The 17,013-nt window shown below is 64.6% G+C and carries 15 protein-coding genes and 3 pseudogenes; 11 read left to right on the top strand and 7 right to left on the bottom strand.

Annotation, left to right across the window (positions count from 1 at the left end; genetic code table 11):
* Window position 1 precedes the first annotated feature (1 nt).
* From AC629_RS26495 to AC629_RS26470, 6 genes and pseudogenes are all read left to right on the top strand, one after another.
* Entirely contained in the window at window positions 2–1,426 is a 1,425-nt protein-coding gene (locus tag AC629_RS26495) for a TolC family protein (RefSeq protein WP_084807861.1), read from the top strand.
* Between the two features lie 11 nt (window positions 1,427–1,437).
* Complete coding sequence (locus tag AC629_RS26490) at window positions 1,438–2,769, top strand: multicopper oxidase family protein (RefSeq protein ID WP_084807911.1); 1,332 nt, start codon at window positions 1,438–1,440, stop codon at window positions 2,767–2,769.
* A gap of 33 nt (window positions 2,770–2,802) precedes the next feature.
* On the top strand, window positions 2,803–3,255 hold the full coding sequence (locus tag AC629_RS26485; protein ID WP_168195586.1) for a cupredoxin domain-containing protein: 453 nt from the start codon (window positions 2,803–2,805) through the stop codon (window positions 3,253–3,255).
* Between the two features lie 15 nt (window positions 3,256–3,270).
* A pseudogene (locus AC629_RS26480) lies at window positions 3,271–3,574 on the top strand (copper-binding protein).
* Between the two features lie 332 nt (window positions 3,575–3,906).
* Window positions 3,907–6,048 (top strand): flagellar biosynthesis protein FlhA, encoded by a 2,142-nt coding sequence (gene flhA / locus AC629_RS26475; RefSeq protein ID WP_084807859.1) that lies wholly within the window; start codon window positions 3,907–3,909, stop codon window positions 6,046–6,048.
* 293 nt (window positions 6,049–6,341) lie between these two features.
* On the top strand, window positions 6,342–6,545 hold the full coding sequence (locus tag AC629_RS26470) for a hypothetical protein (RefSeq protein WP_084807858.1): 204 nt from the start codon (window positions 6,342–6,344) through the stop codon (window positions 6,543–6,545).
* A gap of 399 nt (window positions 6,546–6,944) precedes the next feature.
* Here AC629_RS26470 and AC629_RS26465 read toward each other — a convergent pair whose 3' ends face one another.
* From AC629_RS26465 to fliI, 5 genes and pseudogenes are all read right to left on the bottom strand, one after another.
* Entirely contained in the window at window positions 6,945–7,904 is a 960-nt protein-coding gene (locus tag AC629_RS26465; RefSeq protein ID WP_084807857.1) for a helix-turn-helix transcriptional regulator, read from the bottom strand.
* Window positions 7,905–8,150: 246 nt separating this feature from the next.
* Window positions 8,151–9,219: pseudogene (locus tag AC629_RS26460) on the bottom strand (anti-sigma factor).
* Window positions 9,220–9,256: 37 nt separating this feature from the next.
* On the bottom strand, window positions 9,257–9,802 hold the full coding sequence (locus AC629_RS26455; protein ID WP_084807855.1) for a sigma-70 family RNA polymerase sigma factor: 546 nt from the start codon (window positions 9,800–9,802) through the stop codon (window positions 9,257–9,259).
* Between the two features lie 178 nt (window positions 9,803–9,980).
* Window positions 9,981–10,400: a flagellar export protein FliJ gene (fliJ, locus tag AC629_RS26450; protein ID WP_084807854.1), complete on the bottom strand. Its 420-nt coding sequence runs from the start codon at window positions 10,398–10,400 to the stop codon at window positions 9,981–9,983.
* A 120-nt stretch (window positions 10,401–10,520) separates the two neighbouring features.
* Window positions 10,521–11,846 (bottom strand): flagellar protein export ATPase FliI, encoded by a 1,326-nt coding sequence (fliI, locus tag AC629_RS26445; RefSeq protein WP_084807853.1) that lies wholly within the window; start codon window positions 11,844–11,846, stop codon window positions 10,521–10,523.
* Between the two features lie 420 nt (window positions 11,847–12,266).
* On the opposite strand from fliI, the pseudogene ctrA reads away from it, so the two are divergent.
* The 5 genes and pseudogenes from ctrA (at window position 12,267) to AC629_RS26420 (ending at window position 15,418) form a co-directional block, all read left to right on the top strand.
* A pseudogene (gene ctrA / locus AC629_RS26440) lies at window positions 12,267–12,969 on the top strand (response regulator transcription factor CtrA).
* A 168-nt stretch (window positions 12,970–13,137) separates the two neighbouring features.
* A complete protein-coding gene (locus AC629_RS26435) occupies window positions 13,138–13,542 on the top strand; it encodes a DUF350 domain-containing protein (protein WP_084807852.1) in 405 nt (134 codons plus the stop codon).
* A gap of 1 nt (window position 13,543) precedes the next feature.
* Entirely contained in the window at window positions 13,544–13,936 is a 393-nt protein-coding gene (locus AC629_RS26430) for a hypothetical protein (protein ID WP_084807851.1), read from the top strand.
* A 66-nt stretch (window positions 13,937–14,002) separates the two neighbouring features.
* A complete protein-coding gene (locus tag AC629_RS26425) occupies window positions 14,003–14,254 on the top strand; it encodes a hypothetical protein (RefSeq protein WP_084807850.1) in 252 nt (83 codons plus the stop codon).
* 3 nt (window positions 14,255–14,257) lie between these two features.
* Window positions 14,258–15,418 carry a glutathionylspermidine synthase family protein gene (locus tag AC629_RS26420; RefSeq protein ID WP_084807849.1) on the top strand — a complete coding sequence of 387 codons (1,161 nt, stop codon included), beginning with the start codon at window positions 14,258–14,260 and terminating at the stop codon, window positions 15,416–15,418.
* Window positions 15,419–15,462: 44 nt separating this feature from the next.
* Here the strand turns inward: AC629_RS26420 and AC629_RS26415 are convergent, their stop codons facing one another.
* Window positions 15,463–16,335: a CheR family methyltransferase gene (locus tag AC629_RS26415; RefSeq protein ID WP_084807848.1), complete on the bottom strand. Its 873-nt coding sequence runs from the start codon at window positions 16,333–16,335 to the stop codon at window positions 15,463–15,465.
* Window positions 16,332–17,013, bottom strand: a 682-nt coding sequence (locus tag AC629_RS26410; RefSeq protein ID WP_283847833.1) for a chemotaxis protein CheB, incomplete at its 5' end; no start/stop codon positions are given. The genes AC629_RS26410 and AC629_RS26415, both read right to left, overlap by 4 nt.

Raw genomic sequence — 17,013 nt, 5'->3', positions numbered from 1 at the left:
CGTGGCACATCATTTCGCGCGGAGCCTGCTCGCTCTCGCCTCGATCGGCCTCTCCGGCTGCGCTGCGTTCTCTCCCGACAGCGGCATGAATGCGGTTTCGGAGCTGACGAGCCAATCCATTCACAAGGACGTCGCCTTCGTCCGAACGGCCGAGGGGGCCGGCGCGGTCGACGTGCGCGTTCGCCAGCTGTTATCGCGGCCGCTGACCGCAGAGACCGCCGTGCAGATCGCACTGCTCAACAACAAGGGGCTGCAAGCGGCCTATAATGAGCTGGCGCTGGCCGAGACCGATCTCGTCGAGCAGAGCCTGCCGCCCAATCCCGTGTTCTCGATCTCGCGGATATCAGGCAATGGCGCCAGCGAAATCGAGCGCCAGGTGGTCGGCGACATCCTCGCGCTGGCCACCCTGCCATTCCGCTCCGACATCGCCCGCGACCGCTTCAGTCAGGCACAATTGCGCGCGGCACTGGCCACGCTGCGGCTCGCCACTGAGGTGCGGCGCGCCTATGTCCGCACCGTCGCCGCCAATGAGATGGTGGTGCTGCTCACGGACGCGAAATCCACAGCGGAATCGACTGCACAGCTTGCGGTGAAGCTCGGCGAGACCGGCTCGCTCAACAAGCTCGACCAGGCGCGAGAGCAGGTGTTTTACGCCGAAACCACAGCCGACCTTGCCACCGCGCGGCAGGCGGCGACGAGCGCGCGCGAGAAGCTGGCACGGCTGATGGGTCTTTGGGATGTCGGCCTCGACTTCCGTCTGCCCAATCAACTGCCGCCATTGCCACGCCGGCCGCAGGCATTGCCCTCGATCGAGGCTGATGCCGTGGCGCATCGCATCGACCTGCAGATCGCGCGGCTGGAGCTGACGGCGCTAGCCAAGTCACTGAACCTCACCGAGGCGACGCGGTTCGTGACGCTGCTCGATCTCGCCGGCATCTCCCGCCGCACCAAGGATCCGGAGGGCCCGCCGTTCCGCGAGAGTGGTTTCGACGTGCAATTCCAGATCCCGATCTTCGACGGCGGCGAGGTGCGCGTGCGGCAGGCGGCAGAGACCTACAACCTCGCCTTCAATCGCCTTACCGAACGAGCGGTGAACGTTCGCTCGGAAGCACGCGACGCCTATCGCACCTACCGATCCACCTACGACATCGCGAGCCACTACCAGCGCGAGATCCTGCCACTGCGCAAGATCATCACCGAGGAGATGCAGCTCCGCTTCTCCAGCATGCAGGTCGACATCTTCGCGCTGCTGACCGAGGCGCGGCAACGCCTGGCATCGCTGCGCGGCGCGATCGACGCCAGGCAAAGGTTCTTTCTCGCGCAGTCCGACCTGCAGACCGCCGTCAACGGCGGTGGTTTGCCGGCGGGCGACAGCGACAATCCGACCACCATCGCCGCGGCAGCGCCTGCCGATGGCGGCCACTGATGGAGGCCAACATGTTCTCACGCCGAGGATTCCTGGGCACCGCCGCGCTTGTCAGCGCATCCGCGATTCAGGGCCGCGTGCAGGCCGCGTCGATCCCGGAAGCGCCGCACATGGACAAGGCCGTGATGCAGCCGCCGCTGCATCCCGCCAACGGCCCGGACTATCGTCCAGTCGTCACGCTGAACGGCTGGTCGCTGCCCTTCCGCATGAACGGCGACTGGAAGGAATTCCACCTCGTCGCCGAGCCCGTGGTGCGCGAGTTCGCCGAAGGCATGAAGGTGAATCTGTGGGGCTACAACGGCCAGTCGCCGGGGCCGACGATCGAAGCCGTCGAAGGCGACAAGGTCCGCATCTTCGTCACCAACAGACTGCCCGAATACACCAGTGTGCACTGGCACGGCATGATCGTGCCGAGCGGCATGGACGGCGTTGGCGGACTGACCCAGCCGCACATCCAGCCGGGAAAGACCTTCGTCTACGAGTTCGAGATGAAGAAGAGCGGGACCTTCATGTACCACCCGCATTCCGACGAGATGGTGCAGATGGCGATGGGCACGATGGGCATGGTCGTCGTGCACCCCCGCGATCCGAACTTTCGGCCCGTGGACCGCGACTTCGTCTTCGTGATGAGCACCTATCTCGTCGACCCCGGCACTTACCTGCCGAAGGTCAACGAGATGACCGATTTCAACATGTGGACCTGGAATGCGCGCGTGTTTCCCGGCATCGATCCACTGCCCGTGCGGCTCGGCGACAAGGTGCGCGTGCGCATCGGCAATCTGAGCATGACCAATCATCCGATCCATCTGCATGGCCACAGCTTTGCGGTGACCTGCACCGACGGCGGCTGGATTCCGGAGAGCGCGCAATATCCGGAGACGACGACCGATGTTCCCGTCGGCGCGGTGCGCGTGTTCGACGTGCTTGCCGACAATCCCGGCGACTGGGCGTTCCACTGCCACAAATCGCATCACACCATGAATGCGATGGGGCACGACATGCGCAATCTGATCGGCGTCTCGCGCAAGGATCTCGCCAAGGCCGTCGGCAAGCTCGCGCCCGACGCCATGGTGATGGGCCAGTCCGGCATGGCGATGGGCAACATGGAGATGCCCGCGCCCGACAACACGCTGCCGATGATGACCGGCGCCGGCCAGTTCGGCCCAATCGAGATGGGCGGCATGTTCACGGTGATGAAGATCCGCGAGGGACTGGCGCGCGACGATTATCGCGATCCCGGCCCCTACCAGTTTCCCCAAGGCACCGTCGCCTACGAGGTCGCGGCACCCAGCGCGGAGCCCGCGAGGCAGCCCGGCACGCCGATGCAGAAAATGAAGATGTGAGCGTTTTCGATGAACCACCAACTGGAGAACAAGATGAGGACCATCAAACTCGCCCTGGCGCTGGCCGCGCTTTCGATCGCGCCGGCCTTTGCCCACGACAAGCATGGGCATGAGACCTTCTCAGCCGGCGAGCCCGGCGATCCCACGAAACCGGCGCGCACCATCGAGATCGCGATGAGTGAGATGGACTACGAGCCGTCCAGGATTGAGGTCAAACGCGGCGAGCAGATCCGCTTCGTGCTGCGCAATGTCGGCAAGGAGGACCATGAATTCCTGCTCGCCACCACCAAGGAGAATCTCGCGCATGCGGAGGTGATGAAGAAGCATCGGCACATGGAGCACGACGATCCCAATGGGGTGCGGCTCGCGCCGAACAAGACGGCCGAGATCCTCTGGAAATTCACCAAGGCCGGCTCGTTCGAATTTTCCTGCCTGATCCCCGACCATCGCGACTACGGCATGGTCGGCCACGTCACCGTCAAGTAAGCAATGGAGACTCTTATGAACTGGATCATCCGCATCGCAGCGACGCTCGCGCTGACCGTGGGCGTTGCCACTGGATCCTTGGCGGCCGGGGGGTGCCGCGATCAGCGGCGAGGTCAAAAAGGTCGATGAGGGTGCCGGCAAGATCACGCTCAAGCACGGCCCGGCCAAAAGCCTCGGCATGGATGAACCGATGACCATGGTCTACCGCGTCAAGGACCCCGCCCTGCTCAAGCTGGTGAAGGTCGGCGACAAGGTGACCTTCGAGGCCGAGGAGGCGTCGGCGGGGTACACGGTGACCAAAATCGATAAGGCGAAGTAGGGACGGCCCTCCCTGATCCGCCATTACGGGGCGATGCGCAGAATCGAACCATTGGTGCGCGATTGCGCACCTGAGACTCTCGAGATTCCGGGTTCGGCTCTGCGAGCCGCCCCGGAACACCCCGCCCTCACCTCCTGCCACACCCTTCGTTAACCCTTTGCTAACCATACACCGGGCAAAAATTGCCGGGTGAAGTCGAGTGTCGTCAGCCGCGTAGAACGGGAGCCCCCGTGGACGCCAGTGCGGTGCCTCACTTTCGGAACGGCGGCCCATCGGCCGCCGCGCAGACGTTTGGGGCGCGCGGCCGGCGATCGCGCGGGGAGGCAGCTACCATGGTCGACGTCACCGCGGGACAGGGCGTAGGCGCAGCGAAGCCCGGCATCCCCTCCCTCACCGAGATCGTCAACATCCTCAAGCGCGGCGACATCGCGCTTGCGCTCGGCATCCTCACCATCCTGGTGGTGCTGATCCTGCCGCTGCCCTCGATCGTGCTGGACTTGTTCCTGGCGATCTCGATCACGCTCTCGATCCTGATCCTGATGACGTCGCTGTTCATCCAGGCGCCATTGGAATTCTCGGCCTTCCCGACCATCCTCCTGATCTCGACCATGCTGCGCCTGTCGCTCAACATGGCCTCGACCCGCCTGATCCTGTCCCACGGGCACGAGGGCACCGACGCCGCCGGTCACGTCATCGAGGCCTTCGGCAGCTTCGTGATGGGCGGCAATTTCGTCATCGGCATCATCGTCTTCGCCATCCTGATCATCGTCAACTTCGTCGTCATCACCAAGGGTTCGGGCCGTATCGCCGAAGTCGCCGCCCGCTTCCACCTCGATGCCATGCCCGGCAAGCAGATGGCGATCGACGCCGACCTCTCCGCCGGCCTGATCGACGAGAAAGTCGCCAAGCAGCGGCGCAAGGAGCTCGAGGATGAGAGCGGCTTCTTCGGCGCCATGGACGGTGCCTCCAAATTCGTCCGCGGCGATGCCATCGCTGGCCTCCTGATCGTCTTCATCAACGTCGTCGGCGGCATGATCATCGGCGTGGCGCAGCAAGGCCTCTCCTTCGCCGATGCCGGGCGCAGCTATACGCTGCTGACGGTCGGTGACGGCCTCGTCACCCAGGTGCCAGCGCTGATCGTCTCGACCGCCGCCGGCCTGCTCGTCTCCAAGGCCGGTGTTTCCGGCGCCGCCGACAAGGCTCTGATGAAGCAGTTCTCCGGCTATCCGCAGGCGCTTGCGATGTCCTCGGCGGTCATGCTGGTGCTGGCCGCCCTGCCGGGCATTCCAACCATCCCCTTCCTGGCGCTCGGCGCCGGCGCCGGCGCCCTCGCCTGGCACGCGCGCAACCACAAGCGCACCGCCGTCAAGGCCGAGGAAGCCGCCAAGGCCGCGCCCGCAGCCGGTACGCCCGGAGCACCCGGGGCTGCCGCAGCCGAGGAGCCGATCTCGGCGGCGCTCAAGATCGACGACCTCAAGATCGAGCTCGGCTATGCCCTGCTTCCGTTGGTCAACGGGCCCGACGGCACCGACCGCCTCACCGAGCAGATCAAGGCGCTGCGCCGTTCGCTCGCGATCGAGATGGGGTTCGTGATGCCGGCGGTGCGTATCCTCGACAACGTCCAGCTCGAGGCCAACACCTACATTATCAAGATCAAGGAGGTCGACGCCGGCACCGGCAAGATCTGGCCGAACCAGTTCATGGTCATGGACCCCGGCGGCGGTCAGGTGCAGGTGCCCGGCATCCACACCACCGAGCCGACCTTCGGCCTGCCCGCGACCTGGGTCGACGCCAGCCTCAAGGAAGAAGCCTCGCTCAAGGGCTACACCGTCGTCGACGCCGCGACGGTGCTCTCGACCCACCTCACCGAGCTGCTCAAGGCCAACATGTCGGACCTGCTCTCCTACGGCGAGGTGCAGAAGCTGCTCAAGGAGCTGCCGAAGGAGCAGAGCGAGCTGGTCAAGGACATCGTTCCGGGACAGGTCACGGTCTCCGGCATCCAACGCGTGCTGCAACTGCTGCTCGCCGAGCGCATCTCGATCCGCGACCTCTCGACCATCCTCGAAGGCATCGCGGATTCGCTGGCCTTCTCGCGCAATCCCGCCACCATGGTCGAGCATGTCCGTGCCCGCCTGGCCCGGCAGATCTGCGCGCAGAACACGTCCTACGCCGGCTATTTGCCGCTGATCGCGCTGTCGGCGCGCTGGGAGCAGGCGTTTGCCGAATCCATTATCGGCCAGGGTGAGGAGCGCAGCCTCGCCATGCAGCCCTCGAAGCTTTCGGAGTTCATGACCGCCGTACGCGAGGCCTTCGAGCGCGCCGCGCGCGAGGGCGAGGCCCCGGTGCTGGTCACCTCTGCGGCAATTCGTCCCTTCGTGCGTTCTCTGGTCGAGCGGTTCCGTGCCCAGACCACCGTGCTGTCGCAGGCTGAAATCCACCCCAGGGCGAGGTTGAAAACGGTCGGAAGCGTCTGATTTGCCTTAAGAAGCCATGTGTTTTTCGGCCACAGGCAAATGATTTTTGAATTCTTGGCACCTTGTCGACCAAATGCAGGCAAGGCGCCTTGCAGGCACATTACAATATTGAAATAGTTATATAATTGAACGATCAAGGATCGCTTCAGATCGCGTTTTTTCACAAGCATTCACGCTCTTGTGATGACCTCTTGGGAACGAATCCTCCCGATACTACGTTAATCGGCATCGGAAGCATGAACCTGCCGAACAGGCTGGAGACTACTTCGGGTAGATGGCGGCAGGAGGCTTCCATGAACCACTCGATCTACAGCGCAGATCGCTCGACCCATGTGAAGATTGTGGTCGTGGCGCTGGTCGCAGGGATCGCGGTGGCGGGCCTCGGCATTACGGCGCGAGCGACGGGTTCGGATGAAGGCTTGACCCAGTCGGCTCGTGTTATCAAGGCCGGCAAGCCGGTCGTTATCACCAGCTCGAACGCGTCTCTCGTTCGCTAAGGAGATTTGAGTTTCAGGAATTCACGCGGCTCTTTACCAGCCCCCCAAAGTCGCCACGTGGATATGTAGACGACCCAACCCCAAGTCGACTACAGAAAGCGCCCGCCCCCCACGGGCGCTTTCTCATGTCTGGGGTGACGATTCCGCTGCAAATGCAGCCCGGGCATCCCTTCACAAATGCTGTCATTCCCGGCGAAGGCGGGAAATCCAGCACGCCGCGGCTTCTCCGTATCCCTTCACCGTCTCTGGAATACTGGATCGAACGCCCCAGTGCGCAAGTGCGCACAAAGCTGACGATGACACTGGTGAGTGACGAACGACGAGATCACCTCGCTCGATAGCGGCTACTGCGCCCCATAGGTCCGCGGCGCCTGCACGGTTGCGGCCGCGGCGAGCGGCTCAGGCCTCGCGCACTTCCGACGGCGTCGCGCCAAAGCGCTTGCGGAAGGCGCGGTTGAAATAGGACAGATCGGAGAAGCCCGAGGAATGCGCGATGTCGCTGATCTTGCGGCTCCGGGCACGGGGATCGCCGAGCAGCTTTCGCGCCAGCAACAGGCGCTGCTCCAGCACGAACTCGGTGAAGGTCGTGCCGGCCTGCTCGAACAAGCGCTGCGCCTGGCGCGGACTGAGGCCCGAGCGCGTTGCGATCTCGGACAGGCAGAGATCGCTGCGGCCGAGCCCGGCCATGACGTCGGCGCGCATGAGATCGAGGCGGGCTGCCGCCTGTCCCCGCCCGCGGGCCAGGTTCGCATGCTCCGCATCGGTGCCGAGCAGGAGGCCGACGAGATCGACCATGTGCTGTGCGGTCAGACGTTGGCCGACGGCGTCGAGATGCGGCGCGTGATTGGCGGCGAGCGCGTGGTAACGGAAGATCGTCTCGGCGACTGCACCGTCGGAGAGCACCCGCGACAGCTTGTCCTCGGCGCGCGGATTGATGTCGAGCAACGCGCGGCGCGGCATGCGGATGGTGGTGAAGCGATCTTCGTCGGTGTGGCCGACGGTGCCGGTGAGGCTCATGTCGACGAGCACCATTTGCGCGGGCGCGAGCTCGACGGTGTGGCCGTTCTGCCCGACGCGGACGAGGCCCGCATGGGCAGCAATCAGGATGAGATCGTCGCTGCCGTCGGCAAGGCCGCCCTGCGTGCGCGAATATTGCGCGGAGGCGCCTTCGGGAATGGCCAGCGCGATATTGTCGACCACGCTGATCTGGAGCCGGCAATCGATGCTGTCGCCATGGCTCGGCCCGATATCGAGGCCGCAGGAGCCGAAGGCCCGCTCGCGCCAATGTTCGAACGCGGGACCGTGCGGCAGCCCTGCATATTGGTGGACGAAGATGCCCGGCGTCCTTGCTGCATCCATCTGATTTCTTGCCCCTCCGCGGCACCGCAACGTACGGGGCCGACTTCAAATTCCGGGCATTTGACGCCGCAAATTGCAGAGAGGTTCAAATCAAGAGCGGATTCGGCGAGATTTGTCGAATTGCGACGGCGATATGGACCATGGCGACAATCAGGCCTGGTTGCGCGTGCTCGCAACCGCATGAGCGAAAGCGACATGCGGAAGCCGACGTCCCGGATATCGCTTTCGCTCATCCGCGTACGACGACTACTTCTTCGCCGGGGCTTGCTGTTGTGGCTGAGACGGCGGTACGGTCTCGATCAGCTTGCCGGAAAACACCGGCGCCGAGGTCGGCTGGCCGTTGGGCGAGCCGCCAGCCTGCTCGACGGTGACGGCATAGGTGGCGCCATTGACGACGTCGGCATCGTAGGAGCCGAGCACCGGACGCGCGGTGAAGTCGCCCGTCCCGATCACGCCGAGCGAGCGCGGACGCGGCAGCTTGTCGGAGATCAGCCAGAGCTCGAAGCTCTTGCCGGGCTCCAGCGTCGCACCGACCTTGCGCACCGTGAAATTCCGCGTTGCACCGTCGATGGTGAGAATGAAGGCCGCGCCGCCGCCCTGGCCCTGCAACAGCGCGACAAATTGCGAAGACGCCGTGAGCGGCGCAGGCGTCTTCACCTCGACCGTCTGGATGCGCGGTGCAGGCCGCAGCGCGCCGGGCAGCGCGTCGGGCTGGAAAATCTGAAGCGACAGCGTCACGAGCAGCGCGGCCGCGAGCGCGCCAAGCGCGGATGCGATGGTGCGCCAGCGCTTCACACGGCTCTCAAGCCCAATCACGTTGGTGCTGTCGACGACCGGCACCTGCAGCGCGCGCGCGACTTCCGGATCGGGCGCATGAACCTGCGGCATGAAGATCGGCAAGACGTCGGGGGGGCGCATCGGGCGCCGGGCGCGCCGTCTCGGGCTGCTCCGCTTCGGGAGGCTGCGGCTCCGGTTGCTGCGCGTCCTCCGATGGCGCCTCCGGCGGCGAAGTATCGAGCGAGGAAAACTCCGGCACAGGTGGCGAAGGCGGCGCGGCTTCGGGCAGCGCGGGCGGCTCCTGCGCAAAGGTCGTCCGCGCGAGCTCCGACCTGATGTTCTCCCACACGATCGGACGCGGCTCGACCGAGCCGACCATCTGGTTGAGGGCACCGAGCCGGAAGGCCCAGGCCTGCACAACATCGGCGAATGCCTTGTCCACCGCCATCATGGTCTCGACCTGCGCGCGCCCGTCGGCATCGAGCGTGCCAAGCACATATTCCGCGGCGAGCGCGATATGGTCCTCCGTGTAGGCCATCAATTGCAGTCCAGAACCACCCTCGCCAGTCCGGCCCTCATAGTCCGAGGCACTCCCGGATATCCAACATGCTGCGCCGCAACCACGTCTTCACCGTGTTGACGGGCGCGGCGAATTTCTCCGCCAATTGCTCGCGGCTCCAGCCGTTGTAATAGGCGAGAAGCACGAGCCTCTGACGATCCGGCTCGAGCCGGCCGATACATTCCAGGAGCCGCTTCAACTCCTCGGTCATCTCCCGGCGCGCCAGCGGATCGGGGCTGTCGGCCGCAACCTCCATCGCCTGAGGCTCTTCCTCGATCGAGGCTTCCGCCTTCTTGCGCACGATGTCGATTGCACGGTTGCGGGCGATCGACGCCATCCACGTGATCGGCGACGACAGAGCCGGATTGAACTGGCTCGCGCTGTTCCAGATCTTGACGTAGGTCTCCTGAATGACCTCCTCTGCGAGATCCTGTCGGCGCAAGATACGGAGCACGACGCCATAGAGTTTCGCGCGCGTGGCGACATAGAGGCGCTCGAACGCGGCCTGATCGCCCTTCGCCACCGCCTCAATCAACCCGACCAGCTCCGCTGGCGTCAGCATTCAGCCCCCCAACGCGCGGGTCCCGACGCTTCCGCGCAGACCCTGGCACCCCGCTACCATAGCGCGCGACAAAGCCGACCACCAAGGGGCGCCGCGCCAGACTGTGGACAGCAAATACGAAAACCCGGACCTTGCGGGTCCGGGTTTACGAATTCTCGGCGGTCTGGGGGCTAGCGCCTCAGGCGACGGCGCCGATGCGGGCGCGCATCAGGCCGATGCTGTCGAGGTCGGCCTGCTCGCGGGCGTTTTCTTCGGCGCGTTCACGGGCCTGGTCGCGCTCGTCGAGGAGCTCGACCTTCTTGAGTTCCTCGAAAGCCTCGGCCAGCGCGGCCTTGGCTTCGTCGAGCTGGACCTTCAGCTCGTCGGCCGAACGGGTCAGGTTCTCGCGGCGCTGGATCGCGGCCTTGGCGTAGGTCGGATAGGCGAAGTGCGAGGGATCGTTGATCCCGGCACGCTCCTGCTCGGTCGTGATCTCGCGTTCAAGATCGGTCGACATCCGCTGGAAGTCGGCGATCATGGTCTCGATCTGGGTGACCCGGCGGCGCTTCTCGTCGACCTGAAACTTCTTCAGGCGGATGAGGGTATCTCGTGACTTCATCGACTCATACTCCCCAGAAGTCCCCTAGCTGCACGTGGGACGTCACCGGTCTCCCCAAAGGCCCGACTGGGCCAAGACCGGCTCTATTACTCTGTGGGATCGGATGATGACCGGACAAAGTTAGCGTTCCGTTTCCAAGTTACCAAGGATTTGCGCCAACTGGCGGTAGCCGTCCGCAAGTGATGCATTTTCGTCCTTGCGCTGGCGCAGGAAGGCCTCCAGCGGCTCGTGCAGCCGGATCGCCTCGTCGACCTCTGGGCTGGAGCCCGCCCGGTAGGCCCCGAGCCGGATCAACTCCTCCATGTCGGCATAGGTCGCCATCACCTGGCGCGCCCGCTGGATCGTCGGCCAGAACTGCGGATCGGCCGATTTCGGCATGGTGCGGGAGACGGATTTGAGTATGTTGATCGCGGGGTAGCGGCCGCGCTCGGCGATCGAGCGCTGCATCACGATATGGCCATCGAGGATGCCGCGGACGGCGTCGGCGATCGGCTCGTTGTGGTCGTCGCCGTCGACCAGCACCGTGAAGATCGCGGTGATGGCACCCTCTCCTAGGCCCGGGCCGGCACGCTCCAGGAGTTTCGGCAGCTCGGTGAAGACGGTCGGCGTATAGCCCTTGGCGGTCGGCGGCTCGCCGGCGGACAGGCCGATCTCGCGCTGGGCCATGGCAAAGCGTGTCACCGAGTCCATCAGGCAGAGGACATCCTTGTCCTCGTCGCGAAAATATTCAGCGACCGCGAGCGTCAGATACGCTGCCTGCCGGCGCATCAGGGCTGGCTCGTCCGAAGTCGCAACCACCACGACGGAGCGCGCCAGGCCCTCCTCGCCGAGGTCGTCCTGCAGGAATTCCTGGACCTCGCGGCCGCGTTCGCCGATCAGCCCGATGACGCTGACAGCGGCATCGACGTTGCGCGCAAGCATCGACAGCAGCACCGACTTGCCGACGCCGGAGCCAGCGAAGATACCCATGCGCTGGCCACGGCAGCAGGTGAGGAACGTGTTCATCGCGCGGACGCCGAGATCGAGCGGCGCGCCGACGCGCTTCCTCGAATGCGCCGGCGGCGGCGCGTTGCGGAACGGCATCGGCGAGGCACCCTGCGGTAGCGGCCCCTTGCCATCGATCGGCTCGCCCAGCGCATTGACGACGCGGCCGAGCCAGGCCGACGAAGGCCGCACCTGGTTCGCGGCATTGGCGATAACCGCCTTGCAGCCGCGGCGCACACCGTCGAGGCCGGCGAACGGCATCACGACAGCATTGTTGCCGGAGAAGCCGATCACCTCGCAGGGAATGGAACGGTTGGCACCGGTCTCGATCACGAGCCGCGCGCCGACCGACATCGCGTGAATCGGCCCGGCCACTTCGACCATCAGGCCGCGAACGCCGACCACGCGCCCAAAAATGTTGACGCCGTCGATATCGCCGATCTGTTCGGCAAGAGCCTTCATAAGAGGGCCTTCATGAGGGGCGCTTTCCTTAAGATCCTTAAGGGCTTAATGGCGAAAGCATTAAGTTTCGCCACATTTCTGAACGGCGCTTAACTTCGTGTTTACCCGCATCATTAATCATTGCGTCACTGTCTTTGTGACTGAGCGCGACTCCCTTTCAGAGGAAGGCCGAGTCGCGGGAGTCGGTTAGGCCCGTCTCTTAAAGTGGAGCTTGAACGGAATCGGGTGACAAAAGCTGCTTCGCGCGCAAGACCTTAGGGCGATTCGACAAAAATTGCACCGGGGGGGACTTGCGTTCCAGAATCAGAGTTTGTTAACCATCTGTTGTCAGGATCCGAATCAGTTGTTCAAAGGCGTTTTGTTGAGTGCCGCGAATGCGGCCGACCTGACGCCCAGGAGCGGCGACTATGGGGAACTGGCATGCGCGTTTTGCTGATTGAAGATGACAGCGCCGTCGCGCAGTCGATCGAGCTGATGCTGAAGTCTGAGAGCTTCAACGTCTACACGACCGATTTGGGGGGAAGAAGGCGTCGATCTCGGTAAACTATACGATTACGACATTATTCTTCTCGACCTCAACCTGCCCGACATGTCCGGCTACGACGTGCTCAAGCAGCTCCGGGTCTCCAAGATCAAGACACCGATTCTGATCCTCTCCGGCCTCGCCGGCATCGAGGACAAGGTCAAGGGTCTCGGCGTCGGCGCCGACGACTACATGACCAAGCCCTTCCACAAGGACGAGCTGGTGGCCCGCATCCACGCGATCGTGCGCCGCTCCAAGGGCCATGCCCAGTCGGTCATCCAGACCGGCGACCTCGTCGTCAACCTCGACACCAAGACGGTGGAAGTCGGCGGCCAGCGCGTGCATCTGACCGGCAAGGAATACCAGATGCTGGAGCTGCTCAGCTTGCGCAAGGGCACGACCCTCACCAAGGAAATGTTCCTCAACCATCTCTACGGCGGCATGGACGAGCCGGAGTTGAAGATCATCGACGTCTTCATCTGCAAGCTCCGCAAGAAGCTCGCCAACGCCTCCGAGGGACGCAACTTCATCGAGACCGTGTGGGGCCGCGGCTACGTGCTGCGCGAGCCGCACGAGCACGAAGAACGTATCCCCGCCTGACTTTGGGTTAAATCGCGAGCCCCCAGGGGCTCGCTCCTCCCAGCCTGGACCCCGCCGCAAATGGCGGGGTTTTGTTTTTTGGGGACGCGACGGTGGCTTCGTCGCCCTCGCGCGGTTGAACCGCTATCCTCCTCCTGCCGACGAATGGTCGCTGCACGATGGGGAACGATGATCCTGCAATCACTCGCTGGCCTGCCCGCCTTCCTGGTCTATTTCTGCACCGGGCTGATCGCGATCGTGGCGTATCTGTTCGTCTATACCCGCATCACCCCGCACAACGAGTTCCAGCTCATCCGCGACAACGATCCGGCCGCGGCGATCGCGCTCGGCCTCAGCCTGCTTGGCTTCGTGGCGCCGCTGGTGAGCGCGATCGCGCATTCGGCCAATGTACTGGACTGCCTGATCTGGGCGATGATCGCGCTGATCGTCCAGATCGTCGTGTTCTTTCTCGTGAAGGTCCCGGTGCCGAACCTATCGGCACGGATCGCCGCCGGTGAGCTTGCCCCGGCAATCTGGCTCGGACTGTCCTCGCTCGCCGCGGGCCTGCTGAACGCTGCCAGCATGATCTACTGACATGGCCGGCAAACCCACCAAGGAGTTCGGCAAGCGCCGGCCGGCGCCGGTGCCGGCGGCTCCACAGGAGCCGGTGAAGCGCTCCGGCCATGTCGCCCTGCTGGTGATGGGCACGATCGCGGTTGGCAGCACCGCCTACACGCTGATGCCGCGGCAGAATTGCGATCCGCCTCCTCCCGGAGCTGTGCCGGGGCAGACGAGCACGACATGCAGCACCAGCCGCAGCTCCTCGAGCGGCGGCAGCAGCAGCTCGCGCTGGTCGTCGCGATCGAGCTTCTTCAGCAGCGACTCTTCCAGCCATTCCTCGTCGGGGACGTCGTCCGATTCAGGCTCGAGTGGCGTGACGCGCGGCGGCTTCGGCTCCTTTGCACACGGCTTCTCGGGCGGCGGCTAAGACGCTAGGCTTTGAATTCAACGCCGCGCGCGGCTCTGCTTAGGTAGCGGCGCGGGAGGAAGCGGGATGAAACGTTCGCGCAGGGTTGTGCTCACTTTGATGGGCAGCGCCGCAGCCGGCGCGGTCTCGATGGGACTAGTGAAACGCGAACAACCCTGCGGCCCCGGCCTCGAAGGTGTTCCGGGCATCGGCGGCAAACCCTACTGCCGTCCGACCTATGGCGGCTTCGGCGGCACGCTGCATCACATGCACGGCCACGGCGGCCATGGCGGCCATGGCCATGGTGGTCACGGCCATGGCGGCCACGGCGGCGGCTGACCCATGCAACGCATCACCTGTCTCGAGCGCGATGATTGGCGCGAGACCGCCGAACGATGCGGCTTCGCCTTCCACACCATCGACGGCGAGCGCTATTGGGACGAGCGCGCCTATTACGGCTTCACGCTCGACGAAATCGAGCGCGGCATCGAGACCCCGACCGGCGAGATCGACGCGATGTGCCTGGAGCTTGCCGGCCGCGTGATCGGCGACGAGCGCCAGCTGCGACGACTGGGAATTCCGGAAGCCTTCTGGAATCTGATCGCGGAGAGCTGGGAACGCGACGACCGCAGCCTGTACGGCCGGCTCGATCTGAGGTTCGACGGCGAGGCTCCCGCCAAGCTGCTCGAATACAACGCCGACACACCGACCTCGATCTTCGAGGCCGCCGTGTTTCAATGGACCTGGCTCGAACAGGCAATCGAACGGCGCATCATCCCGTCGCGCTCCGATCAGTTCAACTCCATCCACGAGCGGTTGATCGAGGCGTGGAAGGCGATCGGCGCCGGCCACCATCTGCATCTCACCGGCGCCACGGACAATGAGGAGGACGCCGGCACGCTGGCCTACCTCGAAGACACCGCGCGTCAGGCGGGGCTTGTGACCACGCTGCTCGACATCGAGGAGATCGGTTGGCGAGACGAGGCCGGCGGCTTCGTCGATCTCGACGACCGCGACATTGCGCTCGTCTTCAAGCTCTATCCATGGGAATGGATGTTCCACGACGCCTTCGGCGCAAAACTCGCGGGTGCGACGACGCGCTGGATCGAGCCGCCATGGAAGGCTGTGCTCTCCAACAAGGGCATCCTGCCGCTGCTCTGGGACATGTTTCCGAACCATCCCAATTTGCTGCCGGCCTTCTTCGAGGACGATCCGCGCGCAGCCGAGCTCGGCAGTTCCTATGTGCGCAAGCCGCTGCTGTCGCGCGAAGGCGCCAATATCACGCTGGTCTCTGGCGGGATGCCGCTCGACGAGCACGCAGGCCCCTACGGCGCGGAAGGATTCGTGCGCCAGGCGCTGTCGCCGCTGCCGAACTTTTCAGGCGTCTATCCGGTGGTCGGAAGCTGGCTGGTTAATCACGAGCCGTGCGGTCTGTCGATCCGCGAGGACGAGAGCCCGATCACGGGTAACGACTCGCGCTTCTTGCCGCATGCGATCTTGTGACGTCTTCTCCCTCTCCCCGTTCTTACGGGGAGAGGTACGAGTCCTCACCTCGCTGCGGCGACCTTCAACGGCTGTGGCATCAATCCGCCCATGGGACGGCCGGAGCGCGCCGGGTTGAGCTGATAGAGACCGCGGCGGTCGACGAGGGGACGGAACGCATCGGTGATGCCGACGACGGATTCGGCGGCGCCAAGCAGCAGCGTGCCGTCGGCCTCCATGCACTTCGCCATCCGCTCGAAGATTACGGCCTTGGTTTCCTGGTCGAAATAGATCAGCACGTTGCGGCAGAAGATGACGTCGAACGTGCCGAGATGGGAGAAGTCCTGCAACAGATTGAGCTGGCGGAACTGCACCATCGCGCGAATGTCGGCATTGAGCTGCCAGAGCTCGCCCGTCTGCGTGAAGTACTTCATCAGGTGCTGGATCGGCAGGCCGCGCTGCACCTCGAACTGGCTGTAGACGCCGGCGCTGGATTTCTCCAGCACCTCCTGCGACAGATCGGTGGCGACGATCTCGACACGCCAGCCGGCGAAGGCGGCGCCCATCTCCTTCACGCACATGGCGATCGAATAAGGCTCCTGCCCCGTCGACGACGCCGCCGACCAGATGCGCAGCGACTTGCGCGCCGCTCGCGCCTGGATCAGGCCCGGCAGGATCGTGTCGCGCAGATGATCGAACGGGATCTTGTCGCGGAAGAAGAAGGTCTCGTTGGTGGTCATCGCCTCGACCACGTCGGTCGCAAGCCGACCATCGCCGTTCCTGATCTTCAGCACGAGATCGGGAATGCCGGAAAGGCTCGCCTTGCGGGCAAGCGGCAACAGGCGGCTCTCGATCAGATACTGCTTGTCAGCGGACAGATCGAGGCCGGAGCGTTCTTTCAGGAATTTGCGCAGATACTCGTAGTCCGTGGGCGTCACGAGCGGTCTCCCGCGAACAGGCGATTGACCTTGGCGCCGATCTGGTTGAGCGGCAGGATCGCCGCGCAGATGCCGGCATTGGCCGCCGCGCCGGGCATGCCCCAGACCACGCTCGAGGCTTCGTCCTGCGCGATGACGCTGCCGCCGGCCGCGACGATGTCCTTGCCGCCGCGCATGCCGTCCGAGCCCATGCCCGTCAGGATCACGGAGAGGATGTTGCCATGCCAGATGTCGATGGCTGAAGTGAATAGCGGATCGACCGCTGGCTTGCAGAAATTGACGGCGGGACCGTCGTCGAGTGCGATCACCACGTCCGCGCCGTTGCGTGCGACACGCATGTGCTTGCCGCCGGGTGCCAGATAGATCCGCCCCGGCTTCACCGGCTCGCCGTCAACCGCCTCGCTCGCCGGCCGGCGGCTCGAACGCCCCAGATGCTCGGCAAGAATGGTGGTGAAGGTCGGCGGCATGTGCTGGGTGATCAGCACCGGAAAGCGATCGATCACCGGGCCAAGTTCGGTGACGAGCGACATCAACGCCTGAGGACCGCCGGTCGAGGAGCCGATCAGCAGCACCTTCGGGGCCTGGGTCGAGAACGGGCGCGTGGCCGTCGACAGTGATGACGGCGCATGCACGGCCGGGGCCGCTGCAGGCGCGGCAGGCCGCGCAACAACCGGTCCA

Origin of the sequence: Bradyrhizobium sp. NAS80.1, from assembly GCF_001908205.1 — a bacterium.
Classification (GTDB): Bacteria; Pseudomonadota; Alphaproteobacteria; order Rhizobiales; family Xanthobacteraceae; genus Bradyrhizobium.
Note: the sequence above shows the minus strand (reverse complement) of the source record. Positions and strands in the feature narration are given on the sequence as shown.